Source organism: Salinibacillus xinjiangensis (assembly GCF_009649735.1).
GTDB classification, from domain to species: Bacteria; Bacillota; Bacilli; order Bacillales; family Alkalibacillaceae; genus Salinibacillus; species Salinibacillus xinjiangensis.
Map to the genome: position 1 here is coordinate 38,048 of NZ_WJNH01000002.1, position 16,253 is coordinate 54,300.

Sequence of the window (16,253 nt, forward strand, 5' to 3'; positions counted from 1 at the left end):
CTTACTCCCTCCCTTGATTGAGAATTTGCATTTGGTGACTAGATAATGATTTTTTCATTTTGCTTTGAATGAAGGAGGCGGCTTGTAACAGTTTTTCACGGTCAATATTGGTTTCTATCCCCATTCCATTTAACATATAGAACAGGTCATCTGTTGCGAGATTTCCAGATGCACCTTTGGCATATGGACAACCGCCAAGACCTCCTAATGCGCTATCAAATGTATCAAATCCTAGTTCCATTGCTACTAAGCAATTGGCAAGGGCAGTTCCTCGGGTATCATGAAAATGAAGTGCGACCTTTTGCTCTGGTAAATGTTCTCGAAATTCAGTTAAAAAATGCTGAACTTGTAGTGGATTTGCCACCCCAATCGTGTCTCCAATCGATAGTTCATCTATCCCCATGTCAAATAAGGTTTTGGAAACCTGAATGACATCCTTCACGTCAATATCTCCTTCATAGGGACATCCAAATGCTGTGGAGACATATCCACGAACACTTTTTTGCTGTTTTTTCGCACCAAGCACAACCTCTTCTAGCACAGGATAAGTTTCTTCTATGGATTTATTTATATTTTTTCGATTATGGGATTCACTCGCTGACATAAAAACAGATATTTCATCTACATTAGCCTCCAACGCTCGCTCCAAGCCTTTTTTATTGGGCACAAGTGCAGCGTAGGTAATATCCTTTTCTCTCTCAATCCCCTTTGCAACTTCAATTGCATCTGCTAATTGAGAGATCCATTTGGGATGGACAAAGGATGTTATTTCAATATAAGATAGTCCTGTTTGAGACAAGAGATTGATCCAGTCAATTTTATCCTCCGTTCGAATCATGTCCGATTCATTCTGTAAGCCGTCTCTTGGTCCTACTTCTTTTATCGTAACGTGTTTAGGTAATGCCAATTGATAACCTCCTTTCTAACGACGAAAAGCTATTACTCTATTGTCGCAATCACATCTCCTTCATTCACAAAATCACCTTCAGCCACCTTGATTTCCTTTATAACCCCTTCAGCTTCAGCACTCACCGGGATTTCCATTTTCATCGATTCTAAAATCACAACGTCCTGACCATTCTCAACCGTATCTCCTTCTTGAACAACAATTTTCCATACACTACCTGCCATATTTGCAACGATTTGATTCATTATTGACCTCTCCTTTTATACTTGAATGGATTCTTGAATAAATGAAGTTCTTGTCATCCCACTTTGGAAAGTAGGGTCTTGCACAACCTTCTGTAGTAAAGGAATATTGGTTTTAATCCCTTCCACTTGGTAATTCTCCAATGCCTCTTGTAACCTTTCAATGACCTCTTTACGCGTCCCACCAGTGACAATTAATTTAGCGATCATTGGATCATAAAATGGTGTGACTTTACTTCCTTGTTCCACTGCTAGTTCATTACGAATGTGATTTCCTTCTGGTGGTTGAACAATAGTAATCGTCCCAGGTGAAGGAAAGAATGTTTTGGGATCCTCTGCATATATGCGAACCTCGATAGCATGGCCATTAATTGAAAGATCAGCCTGACTGATATTCAATGGTTTACCTGTTGCGATATCCAATTGTTCTTTGACTAAATCCAAACCCGTTATTTCTTCCGTGACAGGATGCTCGACCTGTAATCTCGTATTCATTTCTAAAAAGTAGAAATTTTGCTCCTCATCTACTAAAAACTCAATGGTTCCTGCATTTGCATACTGAATAGCCTTAGCAGCCTGAATAGATGCCTCTCCCATCTTACGTCTCGTCTCCTCTGTTAAGAGAGGGGATGGGGCTTCTTCTAATACTTTTTGATGCCTCCTTTGAATGGAGCATTCCCTTTCAAACAAGTAAATGGCATCTCCATGCTGATCTGCTAACAATTGAATTTCTACATGGTGAGCGTTTTCGATGACTTTTTCTAAAAACATCGTTCCATCACCAAAGAAATTTTTTGCACGCTGAGAGTTGCCTTCATAGGCCTTAATTAGTTCTTCCTCATTTTGAACAATTTGCATCCCGATGCCGCCTCCACCAGCAGAGGCCTTAAGCATAATCGGGTAACCTATTTCATTTGCCCTGACTTTGGCATCCTCAACATCTACAATTGGATCCTCTGTACCTGGAATAACGGGAACGCCTGCTTCTTTCATCGTTTTTCTCGCTTCAATTTTACTGCCCATTTTCTCAATACATTCAGCTGATGGACCGATAAAAGTAATCTGATTCACTTCGCATTGTTTAGCAAATAAAGGATTCTCACTTAAAAGTCCATATCCTGGATGAATCGCGTCCACATTTGTCTCTTTAGCTATTTCTATGATTCTATTTTTATTTAAATAACTTTCATTTACACGGTTTCCGCCAACACAGTAGCTTTCATCTGCCATTTTGACAAAAGGTGCTGACTCGTCAGCCTCTGAATAAATGGCGACGGTCTTTATATTGTATTTTTGGCAAGTTCGAATAATTCGAGCGGCAATCTCACCACGGTTAGCTACTAATATTTTTTGAAAACTCAAAAGGCATTCCTCCTCTAGCATCCTAGTTGTCTAGCAATGACCAGTCTCTGAATCTCAGAAGTTCCTTCTCCAATTTCTAATAGCTTGGCATCACGCAAGTAGCGTTCCACCTCATATTCCCGCATATAGCCATATCCTCCGTGAATCTGAATGGCTTGATTGGACGCTCGGAACGCAGTTTCTGTTGCATAAAGCTTGGCAAAGGCAGACTCCTTGGTAAATGGTTTATTTTGATCCTTTAACCACGCTGCCTTGTAAACCATGTTTCTCGCTAGCTCTACTTCCATAGCCATATCAGCTAGCTTAAACTGGATGGCTTGGAACTTTGAAATGGGCTTACCGAATTGTTTTCGCTCTTTAGCATAAGCTAATGCTTTTTCATAAGCAGCCTGTGCGATTCCAAGACCTAAAGCTGCAATGGAGATTCTACCTCCATCAAGTGTGTATAAAAACTGTTTAAACCCTTTTTCAGGATCTCCAAGTAGGTTCTCCTTTGGTACGCGCACATCTTCAAGAATAATTTCAGCCGTGTCCGAGCCACGAACACCCATTTTGTCATACGCACTGCGAATCGTTAGTCCTTCTGCATCTGTTGGTACAATAAGAGCTGAAATAATCTTTTTCCCTTTCTCATCCTTTCCTGTCACAGCCGTCACGGTTATCGTTTTCGCAAAACTGGCATTCGTGATAAAACATTTCTCTCCATTAATGACATACTCATCTCCTACAAGCTCTGCAGTTGTCTCTGTTCCACCTGCATCAGACCCTGCGTTCGGTTCCGTTAAACCAAAGGAGCCTAAGCCTTTCCCAGATGCGAGGGGGACAAGGAATTTCTGTTTTTGCTCTTCTGTACCAAAATAATAGATTGGAGATGCACCTAGTGATACGGCAGCAGCATAGCTTAATCCTGTGCTTCCACACACACGCCCAATTTCCTCAACGGCAATGGCATACATTAAGGTATCTCCACCAGAACCACCGTATTCTTCGGGAAAAGGAATCCCTAGCAACCCCAATTTTCCCAACTCATCAAATATGTCCTCTGGAAATTCAGCTTTTTGGTCAATCTCAATAGTTCTTGGCTTGATTACACTTTCCGCAAAATCTCTAACCATTTTCCGCGTCATTTCCTGCTCTTTAGTTAACTCAAAGTTCATCAAAATCCCCCTTATTTTGTTATAGACCGACTAGTTGGTCGGTTTAGCGCATAAATGTAAGCGCTTTTATTTAATTGCATAGATGAAACCTACAGAAATAAATGACGAAATTCTGGCTCCTGTTTCGCTTCCTCCGTTAATATTCCTTGTAGGACAATGTCTGTAAAAATGGCTGCAATCTCCTCGATGGTTTTACTTCCATCTTTTCGGTACCATTTGTACGTCCAGTTGACCATACCTAGAATGGACATTCCTGTTATTTCGCTAGGTAGCTGTTTCCGAAACTCGCCTAGCTCCTGACCATTTTCGATAACCTGGAATACAATTTGTTTAAATTGATCACGTTTCTTTTTGATAAGTTCTTCAAAATCTGGTTTTAAGTAAATGCTTTCTTGGTAGAATACAGAGATGTGAGGTTTATACAAGTCAAAGACTCGCACAAACGATTGGATAATTGCATGTAGCTGTAATGTAGGTCTTTGGTAGGTTGTTACGGCTTTATTTGCTTTATTTAACACATAAGTAATAAAGGTATCATGAATTCTAAACAATAGTTCATCCTTGGATTGGAAATGATGATAAAATCCACCCTTGGATGTCTGGCTGTGCTTTACAATATCACTGACGGTTACCCCATGAAAGCCATGTTTTTCAAAGAGTAATAAAGAGGATTCAATAATATTGTCTTTTAATTCACTCATGTATCAACTCCCTTTCCTATTTTATCATATCACAATTTTTTGAAAAGTTGCAATACAAAATAGCCCCGGGATGAATATCCCGAGACTAATATTTGGATCTTATAGTAGGTTAAATCCAGAGTCAACGTAAATAATTTCTCCAGTAACACCTCTCGATAAATGACTCATCATTGCCATGGTCATATCCCCTACTTCATCCTTGGTTACATTTTTACGAAGGGGGGCTCGCTCTTCAACATCCTTCAAGATATCATTAAAGGATGGAATACCCTTTGCTGCAAGGGTGCGAATTGGGCCAGCTGAAATAGCATTAACCCTAATATTTTCTTTTCCTAAGTCCTCTGCTAGATACTTGATTGAGGTTTCAAGAGCCGCTTTGGCAATCCCCATAACTTTGTACTCCGGAATAACCCGTTGTGCACCAAGGTAAGTCATGCCAATAATGGAGCCACCCTCTGTCATATAATTCTTAGCTTCTCTTGCTACAGCAATAATCGAGTAAGCACTTGTATCGTTGGCAAATGCATAACCCTCTCGAGACGTATCCACAAAGTCACCTTTTAAGTCCTCTGCATGAGCAAAGGCGACGGAGTGAACAAGACCATGTATGACCCCAACGCGATCGCCAATTTCCTTAAATGCCTCAGCTATACTTTCATCATTGTTAACATCACATTGTACGACTAGCTTTGCTTCAAAGTCATGTTTTTCTAATAGTTTATTGAGTTTCTTTTGGGATCTTTCTTGTCGGTATGTAAAAATAAGATTGGCGCCTGCACGATATAAGGATTGAGCGACACCCCAAGCAATACTTCTTTCGTTTGCTACACCCATAATCACAATATTTTTATCCTTTAGTTGTAATAAATCCACTTTCATCCTCCTAAAACAAATCCAAGAATTGTTATCTATCATTAGTACCTGGTTCTAATATACATGAAATGGACAGGAAGTTCAATTTTTTAGATAAAAAACCCCCTGTAGTCCATAAAAACTACTCTATAAAAACAACCTGTTTCCAATTTCGAAAACAGGTTGTCCTTTTATTAGTTTTCTTCATCCTTTGTAAATGGTTTTACATATTGCGGTTTCTTCCAGACTCTATTGACATCGCCGGTTAAATCCGTATCTACTACAAAGGAGCCATTGCTATAACGATCATGCTTCTTCAGTTCTAATGGATAGAGTTCATGAATTTCTCCATCATTTGTCTGATATTGAATAAAGTCGTGCTCATTTACCATAATTAAGCCTGCAACACGATGAGGCTTAGCCTTTAATTCCTTCAGCATAACCTGACCTCTTTTAGCACGGGAGGATTGTTCAAACTGAGACAATGCCATCCGTTTACATGCTCCTCTTTGAGTTAACAATACAACAGATGGTGATGATAATTCGTCAAAAACCTCACCACTTACGACATATTCATCCTCTTTGAGCTGAATAGCCTTCACACCCGCTGCACGCTGGCCTACCGTATTTACTTCTGACTCGTGATACCATAATCCATAGCCTTTATTAGACGCGACAAATAAGTCGTAGCTTCCATTGGTCTGGTGAACACTTACTACTTCGTCATCTTTTTTCACATTGATTGCTACAAGTGGTTTCGAACGACGTTGGGCATAGTATTGCTTTAATTCCGTTTTCTTCACCATCCCATTTTTCGTAAAAAACACAAGGTATTGATCCTCTTCAAACTCCCTTACCGGAATCGCCTTTATAATTTGCTCATCCTTATTAACAGGAACTAAGTTGGCTACATGCTGCCCAAGGTCCTTCCACCTAATATCTGGAAGTTCATGAACGTGAATATATAAATAATTTCCCTTATTTGTGAAAAGCAAAAGTTTATCTGTTGTATTAACCTCTTGCAGTGTTATGAGGTGATCCCCTTCTTTTACAGTCAAATCACTCTCATTTGAAGCGGCATATGATCTTAAACTTGTCCGTTTCACATACCCGTCCTTCGTTACGGAAACGAGGACATCCTCGCTTGCTACCATAACTTCAAGGTTAATTTTTAATTCTTCAATTTTATCCTCAATTTTTGTTAATCGCTCAGATTTATATTGTTTTTGAGTCGCTTTCAAGTCCTTTTTAATGACGTTTAAAAGCTTCTTTTCGCTGTTTAATATCGTCTCTAGTTCTGAGATTTGCTTTTGCAATTCTTCAGCTTCTTTTCGTAAATCAGTAACGTCGGTATTGGTTAAACGATATAGCTGCAACGTAACAATTGCTTCAGATTGCTTTTCAGTGAAATCATATTGCTCCATTAAGCGCCGTTTGGCATCCTGTTTATCATTGGAAGAGCGAATGGTTGCAATCACATCATCCAAAATAGAAATGGCTTTAATTAAGCCCTCAACAATATGGGCTCTATCCTTGGCCTTCTTTAGCTCATATTGGGACTGACGTGTGACAACCTCGCGCTGATGCTTAATATAGGCATCGATAATGGTAGGTAAACTCATCAGCTGTGGAGTCTTATTGTGAATAGCTACCATATTAAAATTATATGTAATTTGTAAATCGGTATTTTTATATAAATAATTTAAGATTCCTTCACTATCGGCATCCTTTTTTAATTCGATGGCAATACGCAATCCCGTACGATCCGTTTCATCACGTACTTCAACAATTCCCTCCACTTTACGATCCAATCGGTTTTCATCAAACTTTTTCACAAGATTGGCTTTATTAACCTCATAGGGTAGCTCTGTTATCACGATTTGCTCTCTACCATTACGCAGCTTCTCGATTTCTGCCTTTCCACGTAACACAACTTTACCTTTTCCAGTCTTATAGGCCTTCTTAATGCCCTCAACCCCTTGGATAATACCCCCTGTAGGGAAATCTGGGCCTTTTAAAACCGTCATGAGCTGATCAACATCAGCATCTGGTTGGTCAATTTTCATAATCACTGCGTTGATGACTTCATTTAGGTTGTGCGGCGGAATATCTGTTGCATATCCAGCTGAAATCCCTGTTGAACCATTTACCAATAGGTTTGGAAACTTAGCCGGTAACACTAATGGCTCGTTTTCGGTATCATCAAAGTTCGGAATAAAATCTACCGTTTCTTTCTCAATATCACGAAGAAGCTGAGAAGCGATACTTGATAGTCTCGCTTCTGTATAACGCATAGCAGCAGGTGGGTCCCCATCAATACTCCCATTATTTCCGTGCATCTCTACTAAACCATTACGTACCTTCCACGTTTGACTCATTCGAACTAGCGCATCATATACGGAAGAGTCACCATGGGGATGATAGTTTCCGATCACGGTACCTACCGTTTTCGCCGACTTACGAAAAGGCTTGTCATGTGTATTTTTCTCATGGTACATCGCATATAAAATACGACGTTGAACAGGCTTTAAACCGTCCCGAGCGTCAGGTAATGCACGCTCCTGTATAATATATTTACTATATCTTCCAAATCGATCTCCAATAACCTCTTCAAAGGGAAGATCTAAGTATTTCGCCTGGTCTGTCAATGGTTTTCCTCCTCTAAGAAATTCTAAAACTAGATTAAGCTCTAGCGCATATGTTGTTAATTATGAAGTTTATCGTTTTCTAAAATGTTATCTTCGTCGTCTAATGTGAAGGCTACATGGGATTCAATCCATTTTCTCCGAGGCTCAACCTTATCTCCCATTAAAGTAGTAATACGTCTCTCGGCCCGAGCTAAATCCTCAATCGTAACACGAATTAACGTTCGTGTTTCTGGATTCATCGTAGTCTCCCAAAGTTGGTCAGCATTCATCTCACCAAGACCTTTGTAACGCTGAATGCTATAACCATTTTTAAATTTAGACAAAATCTTTTTCAGCTCGTCCTCTTCCCAAGCATACTCCACTTGTTCCTTTTTTCCTTTTCCTTTAGACACTTTATAAAGGGGTGGAAGAGCAATATAAACTTTTCCAGCCTCAATCAATGGACGCATGTAACGATAGAAAAAGGTTAACAACAATACTTGGATATGGGCTCCATCCGTATCCGCATCAGTCATGATAATAATTTTATCATACCGAATATCATCAAGATTGAATTCTGGGCCAACATCGGCACCAATTGTATGAATAATAGTAGAAATTTCCTCATTTTTAAAGATATCGGCTATTTTCGCCTTCTCGGTGTTAATTACCTTGCCCCGAAGTGGTAATACAGCTTGGAATTTTCGATCTCGCCCCTGTTTTGCTGATCCACCTGCAGAATCACCCTCGACAAGGTATAGTTCATTTCGTTCAGGATTTTTGGATTGTGCTGGTGTCAACTTACCACTAAGTAAAGCATCACGCTTCTTTCGCTTCTTCCCATTACGGGCTTCCTCCCGCGCCTTACGAGCCGCTTCTCTGGCATCACGGGCGCGAATGGTCTTTTTAATCAGCATTGTTGCTGTTTCTGGATTTTCTTCTAGGAAAAAGGACAGATGCTCAGAAATGACAGAATCGACAGCTGAGCGTGCTTCTGAGGTTCCTAGCTTACTTTTCGTTTGACCTTCAAACTGTAACAGCTCTTCTGGAATTCGGACAGAAACAATAGCGGTAAAGCCCTCACGTATGTCACTGCCTTCAAGGTTTTTATCCTTATCCTTTAGTAAGTTATTTTTTCGTGCGTGATCGTTAATGCTTCGTGTTAGTGCTGTGCGTGCACCCGATTCATGGGTACCACCGTCCTTAGTTCGGACATTATTAACAAAAGACAGCATACTTTCTGAATAACCGTCGTTAAACTGAAAGGCAAAGTCCACTTCGATTCCATTGTTCTCCCCATCAAAGGCGACAACAGGGTGTAAGGTGTCCTTTTCCTCATTTAGGTAGGCGACAAAGGACTGTAGACCGTCTGGGTATTGATAGGTTTCGGAAAGTTCCTGAATCTCATCGACTAGCTCAATTTTAAGTCCCTTTAACAAGAAAGCCGCTTCTCTTAAACGTTCAGAAAGAATTTCAAATTGAAACGTTGTGGTTGAAAAGATGCTTGTATCAGGCTTGAAACGAATCATCGTTCCTGTTTTGCGGGTTTTCCCCTTTTCTTCTAAGGTTGTAACTGGATTACCACCATTCTCAAAGCGTTGATGATAAATGGTCTTATCCCGATAGATTGTAACCTCTAACCACTCTGATAAAGCATTCACAACAGAAGCACCTACACCGTGAAGACCTCCACTTGTTTTATATCCACCTTGGCCAAATTTACCGCCAGCATGAAGCACGGTAAGGATAACCTCTGGAGTCGGCTTACCTAATTTGTGCATTCCAGTCGGCATTCCTCGTCCTTGGTCGAGGATGGAAACACTTCCATCATTGTGAACAGTTACTTTTATTTCATTTCCAAATCCAGCAAGTGCCTCGTCTACAGCATTATCGACAACTTCAAACACGAGGTGATGTAGTCCCCGGTGGTCTGTACTTCCTATGTACATACCTGGTCTTTTTCTAACGGCTTCTAAGCCCTCTAACACTTGTATGGAATCATCATTATAGGACGACTGTTGACTCTTCAATGTTTGTTCCCCTTTCAACTCCATAGATACACCTACGTTTAATTATGGTGATCTACTTCATTCCCTATTCTATCATGTTCTCTAATCTGTTTGTATTTATTATAGAACAATTGTTCTTCTTTGCAACTAGAACCTTTTACATACTCTTTTCATTTTAGCGTTTTTTTTTATGTACGCAAATAACCTTTTTCAACAAAAAACAAAAAATCCCTGCCATAACAGGGATTTTTCTCGCTCACCAAGCATTTACTTTCCGATTGTAACAGAATGTGCGACTTTAATACAAATATCCATTAATACTGTAAAATCGTGCTCTTTTAAGTATTTATAAGCCTCTTCATTTTCAACACCTTGCTGTGCCCAGAAAATCTTGGCGTCGGTATTTACAGCTTCTTTAGCTATTTGAGGTAGAAATTCAGAGCGACGGAAAACATTAATAATATCAAATGGCACATCAACTTCCGCTAAAGATGGATAGGCTTTTTCGCCAAGTACCTCTTTAACAGCTGGGTTTACAGGGATAATGCGATAGCCTGCTTCCTGCATTACCTTTGATACTTGATAGGATGTACGTTCTGGATTGTTTGATAAGCCCACCACTGCAATTGTTTTAGCATCTTCTAAGATTTGCTTAATTTCTTCATTATTGGGATTTTGCATGATAGTCATCCTTTCATCTTTTCCTCTATCATATTAAAAAAATACGTATAATGAAAGAGAAGACAGTAAATTCTGGAATTTTTCACTCTTTTACTTTTCATAAAAAAATTGAGCTTTTTATCTTTTTTAGTAAAAAATCCTCAGAATTTGTCACTATTCATGATAGAATATACATTGATTGCTCATTTCGTTATGATTTTATCCTTAAAGGTCAATAATGTAAATGTTATGGATAGCAATGACCGGTTAGTAAAAGCAAGGGAGTAAATTAGAAGATGGAATTTGTTATTTTTGCACTTATAGCCTATATTCTTGGATCGATACCCTCAGCGTTAATCGTTGGAAAAATAGGGTTTAATATTGATATTCGCGAGCATGGAAGTGGAAATTTAGGTGGGACAAATACATTTAGAGTACTAGGTGTTAAAGCTGGTTTAATTGTAACCATTGCTGATATTTTAAAAGGTACCTTAGGGGCAGCTCTACCTATGCTATTTGATGCGAGCGTGAACCCTTTAGTAATTGGTTTATTCGCAGTTGTAGGTCATACATATCCTATTTTTGCGAAATTTAAGGGTGGTAAAGCTGTAGCTACTTCAGGTGGAGTCATTCTAGCTATTAGTCCTATTCTTTTCACAGCAATGATTCTAACATTTTTAATTGTCCTAAAAATTTCTAAATACGTTTCCCTGTCCTCCATGGTTACGGGTATTGTGGCTGTAATTATCTCTGCCTTTATGCAAAATGTTGGGTTAATTATCGTTACATCTGTACTCACCCTTTTTGTCATTTATAGACATTTGGCAAATATAAAAAGGATTATGAACAAAACAGAGCCTAAAATTAAATGGATGTAACACTTACAACACCTAGATCTTTTTTTGGTGTTGTTTTTTTACATTGACAAATAATACAGATGGAAAGGAGTGTTTTTAATGAAAAAATGGACCGTACCATTTATCCTTTTCTTTCTCTTTGGAGGGACTGTTATTGGTTATATTGTATCCACCCAGGAAGAAGCAAATGGACAAACAGAATATACCATACACAACCACAGCACTCTCCAGGATAGTAAAATTTCAAACAAAACATTTAAAACGGAAATTACCCTTGGTGCAATAGGAGATATTCTAATTCATGACTCGGTCTATCGAGATGCCAGAACATCGGACGGCTATGACTTCAAAGATATGTTTACCGAGGTAAAGGATTCAATGCTAAAGCAAGACCTGATGTTTGCCAACCAGGAAACCATTATTGGAGGAACAGATTTAGGGTTATCATCCTATCCGCAGTTTAACTCACCCTATGACGTAGCGGATGCTCTGAAGGAGTCTGGTGTAGATATAGTATCCATGGCAAATAATCATACCTTAGATGTCGGAGAAGAAGGCATTTTAAATGCAACAGACTATTATAAGAAAATAGGTATGCCATATGTGGGAGCATATCGTAGCAAGAAGGACCAGCAAAAGCCACGTATTTTAAAGGCTGAGGGCATTTCGGTCGGCTTTCTTGCTTATACGTACGGTACGAACGGATTGATAAGACCAGAAAATAAACCCTATCTCGTCCAATATATTGACGACAATACGATAATAGAGGATATCAAGGATTTAAAGCCTCAAGTTGACTTTGTTGTCGTCAGTCTTCATTTTGGATTAGAAAATCAACGTCTAGCTAACGATGTACAAAAGCTGTTAGCTGATGAGGTTAGTAAGGCAGGAGCAGATATCATTATTGGACATCATCCGCACGTCCTGCAGCCTGTTAATTGGATTACACAAGAAAATGGCCATAAAACACTTGTGGTATACTCTCTTGGGAACTTTCTCTCAGGTCAAGCAAAGCTTTATCAGAGAATTGGTGGAGTGATGCAAGTGCAATTGAGCAAAACAATTGATGAAAATAACAAATCACATTATAATCTTTCTAATGTAAAGGTTATGCCAACCTTTAATTATCGACCAGATTATCAAAATTATAAAATTGTACCACTTTATAAAGCAAATCAATATGGGCTCTCGGATGCCAAATCACTGTATGATGAAATTAGTGACCATATGAAGACCTATACTGATGATATTAAAACCGTTCCTAATTTATAAGGTTTATAAATTGAAGCTATTATAAAAAATCGTGTATAATTTCAGTAAGTGATTGTATTTATTTAGGTACTAGTAGGGGCTGAAAGGAGTCTTTAAAATGTTTGAAGCAAAAGAACAGAAGAAAAAGCTTCCCAATAAACAAGAACGTCATAAATTATTTGGTTCTGTACCCCCAGGACCCAAATCAAAACCAGTAGAAAAAGATAAGATGCCAGATCTTCAAAATACAAAAAAGGATTTTCTATTTACTTTAGATGCGGTAGGAATCCAGAACGTGAAGCATCCTGTCGTTATTAATAGCAAGCTAAAGCCATATAATCAAACAACAATTGGAACCTTTAGCTTCTCATCCAGCATTCATCAAGAAAGTAAAGGGACTAACATGAGCCGGTTTACTGAGCAATTAAACCGCTACTATGAGAATGGCTTTATCCTTGATTTTGACACTATGAAGAGCTTTACAAAGGAATTGGCGGGTCGCTTAAAACAAAATGATGCTTATTTGGAGGTTTCTTTCCCATGGTTCTTTGAACGAAAAGGGCCAGAATCACAGCTTGCTGGAATGAATCACGCGAATGCAAAGGTGAAGGTTTCCTACCACGTAGATACGGGCTTTGATGTTGAAGTTTCCTTAGAAGCAACGATTACAACCCTTTGCCCTTGTTCAAAGGAAATTAGTGAGTATAGCGCCCATAACCAGCGCGGGAATGTAAGTATGACCGCTACGTTAACAGATGATTTTGATGAAGATACCTCAGACTGGAAAGAAGTTCTACTTGAAGCAGCTGAAACTAATGCAAGTGCGCGAATACACCCTGTCTTAAAGCGACCAGATGAAAAAATGGTTACTGAAACAGCTTACGAAAATCCACGTTTTGTGGAGGATATGGTGCGTCTTGTCGCTGCTGATTTATATGAACTACCTTTCGTGCAAAAATTTGAAGTATCATGCGTGAATGAAGAATCTATACACTTACACGATGCGATGGCAACGATACGTTATGATAAGTCAAATGAAGAAGATTAAGTTGATGTATAGAAGGTCTTTATGATGAAACACATCTTTATTTATTTAATTAAGCTATATCGACAATATATTTCACCTATAAAACCACCCTCCTGTCGTTTTCAGCCAACCTGTTCAGAGTATGGTTTAGAGGCATACAAACGATTCGGAGCAATTAAAGGGACTTACTTAACGGTGAAAAGAGTTCTAAAGTGTCAGCCACTACACCCTGGTGGCTTTGACCCTGTACCAGAAAAGAAGAAATCTAAAGAAATCGAAAGCTAAAAAAGCTAAGTGTGAACCGGCATTGCCCGAGCACACTTAGCTTTTTTTCTTTCTTTTCAGATTCCAAAGCGATCCATTTGGTCAAATTGCTTCTCAGCTTTTAAAATCTCCTGTTGAAATTTCCCAAACAAATCAAAATGTGGATAACGCTCATCTCGATGTATCCATTCAGGCTTTAAACCGTATTTCTTTCCCCACTTTTCTAACTTTTTAACATCAGAACATCCAACCTTCGTAACAGAGGTGCTATTTGGAAATCGATTATCCAGCCAGTAATGCGTAATGAATGCAATTTGGCCCTCTTTAACAGCCTTCTTCCAGCTGACTAATTCATTTCTTTTCACTCCAAAAGCCAATTATAAGTCACCCTTTGCTTGTATATAAGCTTGATGTAATTCAGGGAATTTTTTACGTGTGGAGACAGGTCTAAAGCTGTCTTTTTTCACACACACATGAGAGGTTGTCCCTGTGACAGCTGTTTTGCCCTCCCCATCTACAATTTCATAGGCATATACAACCTTCAACCCATCATACTGATCAACCCAGGTTTTAATGACAACATCATCACCATAGCGAATTGGTGATTTAAACTGGAGATTGGCATCCACCACTGGAGATACAATACCCTCTTTCTCCATTTCCGCATATTTAAAACCAAGTGCTTCAAGAAATTCAGTTCGACCAATTTCAAACCAAACGAGGTAATTCCCATGATATACAACCCCCATTTGATCCGTTTCCTGGTATCTAACTTTAATATTTGCTTCCACAATTTTCACGTCTTTTCCCCCTAATATATGTATAACGCTTGCGTCAACTAATGGCTATTTTACCATATCCCTTTTTCCTTTGCTTAGTAGAAAACCTGCCAATGATGGCAGGTTTTCTACATCTTCTTAATGCTGCTGATTGCGTGCTTCATCCTTTATCTCATTGCGCATCGCATCAAGAGACTCCCTACGACGTTCGTTTTTCGCTTCTATATCTGCACGATCATGCCCTGATGCGTATTGAGCCGTTTCTTCTGCTTCTTCCATATTTTCAATTGTGTTATGCACCATTTGTTGCAGCTTTTCAACGTTATCGGAGCGATCATCAGGTTTCGGTTGATTTTGTCTGTGGCTCATTATGATACTCCCCCTTAATTTCCTTTAGGTTGAATCCATTGGGTTTGTTCCCGACCTTTTGTTTGATATTTACGTCCCTTATTACCATCGTAGCCCATACTCAATTTCCCATGCTTGTTAGGACGAAAGTGCTTAGTATCCTTTTTTGGGTTTCCCATAAATAAAAACTCCTTTGGTGAAGTTTTGCATCCTTATTTTTTGTTGTCATAAAAAAAGTATGTGCTAAAGAAAATGGAAGGTATAATAAGCAAAAGAAAAAGACAGCTGCTTAGGCGTCGTCAGCTGTCTCCATCATACCGGTAGATAGTCGGTCCTCAAGTTTTTCTTCGATTTTATCCATTAGTTCTGGGTTTTGTCTAATTTGCTCCCGCTCAAACTCCAACATTTCAGCAAAACTCATTTTACGCTTTTTATTCATTGGAAAATCTCTCCTTTTCATTATTAAAAGAGTTTCCAAAAAATAAAGATTTTATTCAAGCTGTTCCATTTTTTCTTTTAGCATCTCAAAATCCATTTCCCCGCCCTGATACGGCAGTTGAACATGGCCATCACGATTAATAAAATACGTGGTTGGCAAACCGAATGCCTTATATTGATCTAACGTTACAGAAAGATCTTTATCAATTATGATGGGAAAGGTTAACCCAAATTCATTAACAAATTTTTGTACACTTTCAACTGAACGCTCTGTACCTGTTGCGTTTACAGCTATGATGGCGACCTCATCCCCGTACTGTTCATGAAATGTCTGCATTTCAGGCATTTCTTTCCGACATGGATCACACCAAGTTGCCCAAAAGTTTAAGAAAATCTTTTTCCCCTTTAGTTCAGATAAAGAAAACTCCTCCCCATTTAACCTTTTCAATGAAAAATCTGGGGCTTGTTCACCAACTTCAACAGCCTGACTTGCTGTACTACTATTCCCTTCAGGCTTCGCAATGGCCACGCCGTTAAAATTTTCATCCTCTATTTCAGTTGGAATCTGTTCATTGGTATTAGAATTTTCCTGTGTAAAGTTAAAAACAACAATTCCAAACATCGTTAATAAGATCACTGGACCAATAAGACGTTTTAGCATGTATGTATCATCCTTTTAGTAACAATCACTTTCATACTACATTTTAGCACGTCCACCTCTAGAAAAAAACAAAAGCACCCCTATAAAAGGAGTGCTTTTGTGGCAATAAGC

At 38.9% G+C, this 16,253-nt stretch carries 19 protein-coding genes; 4 read left to right on the forward strand and 15 right to left on the reverse strand.

What is annotated here, in order from left to right:
* Position 1 precedes the first annotated feature (1 nt).
* From GH754_RS02855 to GH754_RS02895, 9 genes are all read right to left on the reverse strand, one after another.
* A complete protein-coding gene (locus GH754_RS02855) occupies positions 2-907 on the reverse strand; it encodes a hydroxymethylglutaryl-CoA lyase (protein ID WP_153727234.1) in 906 nt (301 codons plus the stop codon).
* Between the two features lie 32 nt (positions 908-939).
* Positions 940-1,152, reverse strand: coding sequence for an acetyl-CoA carboxylase biotin carboxyl carrier protein subunit (locus GH754_RS02860; RefSeq protein WP_153727235.1), 213 nt, complete (start codon positions 1,150-1,152; stop codon positions 940-942).
* Between the two features lie 15 nt (positions 1,153-1,167).
* On the reverse strand, positions 1,168-2,511 hold the full coding sequence (locus tag GH754_RS02865) for an acetyl-CoA carboxylase biotin carboxylase subunit (protein ID WP_228550116.1): 1,344 nt from the start codon (positions 2,509-2,511) through the stop codon (positions 1,168-1,170).
* 14 nt (positions 2,512-2,525) lie between these two features.
* Entirely contained in the window at positions 2,526-3,668 is a 1,143-nt protein-coding gene (locus GH754_RS02870) for an acyl-CoA dehydrogenase (RefSeq protein WP_153727237.1), read from the reverse strand.
* 89 nt (positions 3,669-3,757) lie between these two features.
* Positions 3,758-4,369, reverse strand: coding sequence for a TetR/AcrR family transcriptional regulator (locus GH754_RS02875; RefSeq protein WP_153727238.1), 612 nt, complete (start codon positions 4,367-4,369; stop codon positions 3,758-3,760).
* A gap of 99 nt (positions 4,370-4,468) precedes the next feature.
* Positions 4,469-5,248, reverse strand: coding sequence for an enoyl-ACP reductase FabI (fabI, locus tag GH754_RS02880; protein ID WP_153727239.1), 780 nt, complete (start codon positions 5,246-5,248; stop codon positions 4,469-4,471).
* Between the two features lie 167 nt (positions 5,249-5,415).
* Positions 5,416-7,869, reverse strand: a complete 2,454-nt coding sequence (parC, locus tag GH754_RS02885; protein WP_153727240.1) for a DNA topoisomerase IV subunit A — start codon at positions 7,867-7,869, stop codon at positions 5,416-5,418.
* Between the two features lie 56 nt (positions 7,870-7,925).
* Entirely contained in the window at positions 7,926-9,878 is a 1,953-nt protein-coding gene (gene parE / locus GH754_RS02890) for a DNA topoisomerase IV subunit B (protein WP_407690648.1), read from the reverse strand.
* Between the two features lie 246 nt (positions 9,879-10,124).
* Entirely contained in the window at positions 10,125-10,538 is a 414-nt protein-coding gene (locus GH754_RS02895) for a CoA-binding protein (RefSeq protein ID WP_153727242.1), read from the reverse strand.
* Between the two features lie 275 nt (positions 10,539-10,813).
* Between GH754_RS02895 and plsY the strand changes: the two genes are divergently transcribed.
* From plsY to yidD, 4 genes are all read left to right on the forward strand, one after another.
* Positions 10,814-11,395 carry a glycerol-3-phosphate 1-O-acyltransferase PlsY gene (plsY, locus tag GH754_RS02900; protein ID WP_153727243.1) on the forward strand — a complete coding sequence of 194 codons (582 nt, stop codon included), beginning with the start codon at positions 10,814-10,816 and terminating at the stop codon, positions 11,393-11,395.
* 78 nt (positions 11,396-11,473) lie between these two features.
* Complete coding sequence (locus GH754_RS02905) at positions 11,474-12,646, forward strand: CapA family protein (protein ID WP_153727244.1); 1,173 nt, start codon at positions 11,474-11,476, stop codon at positions 12,644-12,646.
* 97 nt (positions 12,647-12,743) lie between these two features.
* Positions 12,744-13,673 carry a GTP cyclohydrolase FolE2 gene (gene folE2 / locus GH754_RS02910; protein WP_153727245.1) on the forward strand — a complete coding sequence of 310 codons (930 nt, stop codon included), beginning with the start codon at positions 12,744-12,746 and terminating at the stop codon, positions 13,671-13,673.
* Positions 13,674-13,697: 24 nt separating this feature from the next.
* On the forward strand, positions 13,698-13,937 hold the full coding sequence (gene yidD, locus GH754_RS02915; RefSeq protein WP_153727246.1) for a membrane protein insertion efficiency factor YidD: 240 nt from the start codon (positions 13,698-13,700) through the stop codon (positions 13,935-13,937).
* A gap of 56 nt (positions 13,938-13,993) precedes the next feature.
* On the opposite strand, the gene GH754_RS02920 is transcribed toward yidD, so the two are convergent.
* From GH754_RS02920 to GH754_RS02945, 6 genes are all read right to left on the reverse strand, one after another.
* On the reverse strand, positions 13,994-14,293 hold the full coding sequence (locus GH754_RS02920) for a hypothetical protein (RefSeq protein ID WP_153727247.1): 300 nt from the start codon (positions 14,291-14,293) through the stop codon (positions 13,994-13,996).
* Positions 14,294-14,716 carry an acyl-CoA thioesterase gene (locus GH754_RS02925; RefSeq protein WP_323741825.1) on the reverse strand — a complete coding sequence of 141 codons (423 nt, stop codon included), beginning with the start codon at positions 14,714-14,716 and terminating at the stop codon, positions 14,294-14,296.
* A 117-nt stretch (positions 14,717-14,833) separates the two neighbouring features.
* Positions 14,834-15,064: a small acid-soluble spore protein Tlp gene (gene tlp, locus GH754_RS02930; RefSeq protein WP_153727248.1), complete on the reverse strand. Its 231-nt coding sequence runs from the start codon at positions 15,062-15,064 to the stop codon at positions 14,834-14,836.
* A gap of 14 nt (positions 15,065-15,078) precedes the next feature.
* Positions 15,079-15,222, reverse strand: a complete 144-nt coding sequence (gene sspN / locus GH754_RS02935; protein ID WP_153727249.1) for a small acid-soluble spore protein N — start codon at positions 15,220-15,222, stop codon at positions 15,079-15,081.
* 110 nt (positions 15,223-15,332) lie between these two features.
* Positions 15,333-15,482, reverse strand: coding sequence for an FbpB family small basic protein (locus tag GH754_RS02940; protein ID WP_194841267.1), 150 nt, complete (start codon positions 15,480-15,482; stop codon positions 15,333-15,335).
* Positions 15,483-15,533: 51 nt separating this feature from the next.
* Complete coding sequence (locus tag GH754_RS02945) at positions 15,534-16,142, reverse strand: redoxin domain-containing protein (protein WP_153727251.1); 609 nt, start codon at positions 16,140-16,142, stop codon at positions 15,534-15,536.
* Between the last annotated feature and the right edge of the window lie 111 nt (positions 16,143-16,253).